The following is a 6,045-nucleotide window of genomic DNA, read 5'->3' as shown; positions in this document are numbered from 1 at the left end:
GCGTCGGTAGCTTGAGCCGTCAAGCTAAACGTGCCTTCGGTTAAGGCGGCGGTGGGGGTGAAACTCCAGTTGCCGGAGTCGTCGGCAGTGGTAGTGCCGAGCTCGGTTCCGTCTTGATAAATAGTGACGGTGCTTCCGGGTTCGGCGGTGCCGGTGATGTCGGGGGTGGTGTCGTTGGTGATGCCGTCGTTGGTGATAATTGGGGTGTCGGGTGGGGTAGAATCCAGAGTGTAGGTTTCTCCGGTATTAAACGCCTCGGTCAAGCTATTCCCGGCATTGTCTGTGATGGTGGGGTCGGTGGCGGTGTCGAGTCGCAGTTCTCCTTCCCCGCTGATGTTGTTAATGGTGACATTGACGGTTGTTCCAGTTGTAGCAGATAGGCTGGCGATCGCACCACCGGCTGTCCCGGTCGCATTCAGGTTAAAATCACCCGTGTCCAAATTCTTGACCGCTTCGCTGAAGGTGACGGCATAGGTCACGCTATCGGCACTATTAATATTGGCATCGGTGGGATTTTGCCGGGTGATGCCGGTGATGGTGGGTGCGATGGCATCGATATTGATTCCCGTGGTATCCCCCACATTGTTGAGGGTGCCTGTCACCTCATTTCCGCTGGCATCTTGGATGGCCGCACCGCTTGCCAAAACCAACTCATTGTTGACTTCCAGACCATTATTATTGTCAATATCTCCCGGTGCGATGGTGTAGCGAAAGATGTGGAAGTTTGAAGAGGAACCCGTTCCGACCAATGCGGCGTCAACGGTTCCGGTGTCTAAGGTGATGGGAAGGGTGACATCCCCGGTGACGGTGACGGGTTGCGTGAAGTTAACGATAAAGTCCAGATTATCCCCCGCCTTGAACGTCAACGGAGGTGGAACCATAACGCTGCCAATTTCGACGCTGCTGGCCATCAGTTGAATGGGGAAATTGAAGGGATTTTCATCGCTGTCATCATTGCTGAGTGCAATCTCACCCGTTAACGTCCCCACGCCGTTTCCGGTCAATGTCACGTCAACGGTCGTGCTGTTTCCGGGAGCGATGACGGTATCCGCAAATGTGGCGGTGCCGCTGATATCGGTTCCGGTGATTGACAGGGGTTCGGTGAGGGTTAAATCGCCCCCTCCCGTATTATTGATGGTGAAGGTTTTGCTGACCGAACTGCCGATAACGACTTCGCCAAAATCGACCGGGGTCGTCGTGCCGTCGGCAATATCTGTCGTCCCGTCGAGGACTGCAATTTCGCCCGGAGGGATGGTCAGTTGAATGGGGAAATTGAAGGGATTTTCATCGCTGTCATCATTGGTGAGTGCAATCTCACCCGTTAACGTCCCCACGCCGTTTCCGGTCAATGTTACGTCAACGGTCGTGCTGTTTCCGGGAGCAATGACGGTATCGGCAAATGTGGCGGTGCCGCTGATATCGGTTCCGGTGATTGACAGGGGTTCGGTGAGGGTTAAATCTCCGAATCCGCTATTATTAATAGTGAAGGTTTTGGTGACTCCAGTGCCGACAACTGACTCGCCGAAATCGACCGGGGTTGTCGTGCCGTCGAGAATGTCTGTCTCACTGTCAAACACTTCGATTTCCGGGGGTGTGGCTTCGTAAGCGCCGATATCGACGATGTTGTTAATAATTCTGTCAAATCCTGCTCCCCGTTGGTCGTAGGTCAAACCCGTGGCGTTGTCATTACTTCCGGCATCGATGGCGGGACTTCCACCGAGCAAGGCGTGGGTTTGGCTGAGTCCGCCGTTATCTGCCAATACATCCAAATAGGCGTCTAAGGGGTCGTCTGCGGTTCCCACCAATGAATTATTTGTAAAGGCTGATGCCCCTTCCAAGGTGGTTTCACCCGTAATATCGCCAATTAAGTTGTTGCCCCCATCTACCCAGTTTCCTTCGGCAATGTCGGGATGTTTTATATTGTCTGAATTGTCGATGTTACCGGCAATCAATGTATTTTTAAGTGTGGTTGTACCGGCATTTTGATAAATTGCGCCCCCCTGATCTGCACCATCAAAATTGCTATTGTCGCGGTCTGCAATATTTTTGGTCAAGGTGCTGTTTGTGATCGAAAAATTGCCACCGGCATTGTAAAGCGCACCTCCATTATTGTTCGCCTCGTTTCCCGAAAATGTACTGTTATTAATGGTGGCAATACTGTTATAATAGAGATAAATTGCGCCACCATTGTCGGCAATGTTATTGTTAAATGTACTGTTGTTGATTGTCAGATTTCCGAGGGTGCTGCTGACGTAAATTGCGCCACCATAACCCTCCAGACTACTTCCATTTTTAAAGGTGAGGTCATTGAGGGTTAATGTGGAGTTGGACGGAATGGATAAAAAACGAAATTCGGGAGCGTTGGGATCTCGTTCGATGACGGCTCCGTTTCCGTTGATGGTGAGGGCTCCGCCATCGGGGTTGGCGGCGATGAGGGGTAAGCCGTGGCTGGGGGTGAAGTCCATAGGGTCCGGGGGGTCGGTATTATTGACTTCCGTGAGGGTGTAGGTTCCCGGACTCAGTTCGATCGCATCGTTTTCGGTTGTTCCATTAGCCGTTTCGATCGCATTAATCAATTCATCGACGGTACTGGCGTTGTAAGTCGCCAAAACCCCCGGATAGGCGGCCAGTTGGGAGCGAGAAAAGGGCAATGGGGTGGTGATATTTCCCCATTTGATATCTAATTCCCAGTTCCCCCCGAGTTGACAATTTCCGATTTTTGTGCTAGACGCGGCAATATTCGCGCCGATCGCCCGACCGAGGCGGGACAGGAACCCCCGGGCGCCGAGGGCGACTTCGCAGCCGTAGATGAGAATTTCGGCCGTTTCTCCGAAGGCCCGACCCCACCGTTGCAGTTGGGACTGATATCGGTCCAGGGTGCGACTGTTTAAGTCGGCGTCGCCCAAATGCAGGGTTCCCGGACTGCCGTGGGAGAGGATGTGAAGGGCGTTTAAATGGGAATAGTGAGTTAAGATATCGGTAATTTGTCGGACTCCATCTCGGCGGCGATCGATGAAGGCAACGGGAATATTTGTTAGTAGTGCGTCCCGGAAAAGATGGGTGTCGGTGACGGAGCGATCGATGACTAAAAGTTGAGAGATAGGGGGAAGATTTGATTCGGGGATGTCGGCTTTACCGGCGATCTGGGAGGGACAGTCAAGCATTTTTATTCACCTTTTTCGGGAAACTTGATAACTCAATGCTATCCCACTCTTTCTTAAATTCTATTCAAAGTCCGTTTTTTGTTATAAAAAATAATATTTGATGAAAACAGCCAGATTTTGTTTACAAAACAAAATAAAAGATGGCGATCTGAGTCAACATTTGTGAAGGCCAAAACCGAAAATTTACGGTCGTGTTCGATTCAATTTGATTCAGTCAAATGGGCGATCGCGATTCCGGGAGCGATCGCCCGCCCCGGACGGCCATCATCCCCCCCGCCGCCCCGGACGTTAAAAAAAACTAACGGATTCCGCTTCCCGCCCGGGCCGGTGATACAGTACAACTGCAAAATTCGATAAATAAAGATCGAACTCCTAGTTTTGGAGGAGTTATGGCAGAAGTTTATATTGTTTCCGCGACTCGGACTCCCCTCGGCCGGTTTGGAGGGGGGTTGTCCGGGCTTTCGCCCGCCGATTTGGGCGCCCACGCGATGAAATCGGCGATCGCCCAGGCGGGAATTTCCGGCGAAAACCTGGATCTGTATATCTTTGGAAACGTGCTGCGGGCCGGACACGGACAACTCGTCCCCCGTCAGGCCGCCCTCAAAGCGGGCATTCCGGCGACGGTGGACGGGTACGCGATCGATATGGTCTGCTCGTCGGCGATGATGAGCCTGATCAACGGCTGTTACACCATCAAAGCCGGAGAAGCCGACTTGGTGCTGGCGGGGGGGACCGAATGTATGTCCCAAACCGGGTTTTTCCTCTCCCACCGGGCCCGCTGGGGGTACAAATTCCTGATGGGGGCGCCGGAACAGCTCACGGATATCCTGCTGTATGACGGCCTGACGGATTCCACCACGGGAGACGGCATGGGGGACGAAACCGAACGCCTCGCCGCCGAACACGGATTCACCCGCGAAGCGTTGGATGATGTGGCCTACCACTCCCAGAAGCGGGCGGCGGAAGCGACGGAACGGGGAACCTTTAAAAACGAGATCTCCCCGGTCGAAATTACCAGTCGCAAGGGCACTCAGGTCATCGACGCGGACGAGGGAATTCGCACGGAGACGACCCCGGAAAGCCTCGCCAAGTTGCGTCCGGCGTTCAAGAAGGACGGCGTGTTGACGGCGGGGAACAGTTCCCAGATTTCCGACGGGGCGGCGGGGATTATTTTGGCCAGCGAAGCGGCGGTGAAAGAATACGGTCTGACGCCCATCGCCAAGGTTCTGGGCGGATCTTGGGCCGGCGGCGAAAGCTGGCGGTTCCCGGAAGTGCCGATCCACGCGAGCAAGAAATTGCTCGATCGCCTGAATATGACGGTGGACGATTTCGATTTATTCGAGAATAACGAGGCGTTTTCGGTGAGCACCCTGCTCTTTGAAAAAATGTTGGGGGTTTCCCGGGATAAGTTGAATGTTAATGGGGGTGCGATCGCCCTCGGACACCCCATCGGCGCCTCGGGAACTCGCATTGTCGTCACCTTGCTCAACGCCCTCCAAGAGCAGGATAAAACCTTGGGTTTGGCTGCGTTGTGTCACGGGACGGGTGGCGGTACGGCGTTTGCACTGGAGCGCGTTTGAGCGTTTTTTTTAGCTGTTTTAAAGGAGGAGATAGATGGTCTCTTTAGGATTGGAAGATAAGGTAGTTGTGGTGACGGGCGGTGCGCGGGGTATCGGTGCCGCGATCGTCAAGTTGTTGGTGGAATTGGGGGCGAAAGTCGCCTATATTGATGTCATTGACAGCGAACCGCCGGAGGGGGTTTTGGCGTTGAAGGCGGATGTCACCAAGTTGGAAAGCATGGAAGCCGCCGCTAAGGAAATTCAGGAGAAGTTGGGGACGGTTTACGGCGTGGTTGCCAATGCCGGAATTACGCGGGATAATTTCTTTACGAAATTGACCGATGAAGACTGGGATAAGGTGATCGCGGTCAACTTGAAAGGGGTGAAGAATACCATTCAACCTTTCATGGATGGGATGTACGAGGCGAAGGCGGGATCGATTGTCGGGATCAGTTCGATTTCGGGCGATCGGGGCAATGCCGGACAGACGAATTATTCGGCAACGAAAGCGGCTGTAATCGGGATTATGAAGTCTCTGGCGAGGGAGTGTGCCAGGTATAATGTGCGGGCAAATGCCGTGGCGCCGGGGTTTATCAACACGGAAATGACGCAGAAAATCCCGGATAAAGTGCGGGATAAAATTACGGCCGAAATTCCGTTCCGCCGCTTCGGGGAACCGGAGGATATCGCCTGGGCGGTGGCGTTTTTGCTGTCCCCCATTGCGAGTAGTTATGTCACCGGGGAAGTGCTGCGGGTGAACGGCGCCCACCACACTTAAGATATCGGGTTGGGGGAATTATCAAATTTTTCCCCGACTCCTAACTCCCGATTTCCCTCAAAAATCGCTGGGGAATCAATTCCCCAGCTAATCGCGAAAATCCTCTGAAGAGGATTGGGGAATGATTGATATCAAATTCGGATCATCAGTTAATATATATTTCCAATAATTGAATGGGTAGTACAGGCATCTTGCCTGTATTAAACAAAAATCGTTGTTATTAAAATAATTTTAAAAAGAAGGCAGAATGATGGATTCTATTACCCCCAAAACCGCTGAGGAATCAATTCCTCAGCTAATAGCAGAAATCCTCTAAAGAGGATTGGGGAATGATTGCTTTCATTTAAAATGAATAAAAAGAGAATAAAAAAAATTTCCAGTCCACTTGAGTGGACTTTGGCTATGAGCCTTGAAATTTATTTCAAGGCGGGATGATCGAATAATAGCAATCGGAAATTAACTGATTATAAAGCGCTGCTAGAGGGCAATAGGCAATAGGCAACAGGCAATAGGAAACTGAAATGACCTTTACATCGATGTTTCA

Annotated in this window: 2 protein-coding genes and 1 pseudogene; 2 read left to right on the top strand and 1 reads right to left on the bottom strand. The window is 52.2% G+C overall.

Features of this window, described 5'->3' with window-relative positions; genetic code table 11:
- The coding region (locus AC0QHF_RS19940) for a DUF4347 domain-containing protein (protein ID WP_324705990.1) at positions 1-3,164 on the bottom strand (3,164 nt) is incomplete at its 3' end.
- A 389-nt stretch (positions 3,165-3,553) separates the two neighbouring features.
- On the opposite strand from AC0QHF_RS19940, the gene phaA reads away from it, so the two are divergent.
- Together phaA and AC0QHF_RS19930 are read left to right on the top strand one after the other, a co-directional pair.
- Positions 3,554-4,744, top strand: a complete 1,191-nt coding sequence (phaA, locus tag AC0QHF_RS19935) for an acetyl-CoA acetyltransferase PhaA (RefSeq protein ID WP_324705989.1) — start codon at positions 3,554-3,556, stop codon at positions 4,742-4,744.
- Between the two features lie 34 nt (positions 4,745-4,778).
- Positions 4,779-5,438 (top strand): annotated as a pseudogene (locus tag AC0QHF_RS19930) (SDR family NAD(P)-dependent oxidoreductase); the annotation flags it as partial.
- Between the last annotated feature and the right edge of the window lie 607 nt (positions 5,439-6,045).

Source organism: Lyngbya sp. CCY1209 (assembly GCF_055795065.1).
Note: the sequence above shows the minus strand (reverse complement) of the source record. Positions and strands in the feature narration are given on the sequence as shown.

Coding starts and splice junctions, on each gene's coding strand:
- phaA (WP_324705989.1), top strand. CDS start 3,554: ATGGCAGAAGTTTATATTGTTTCCGCGACTCGGACTCCCCTCGGCCGG.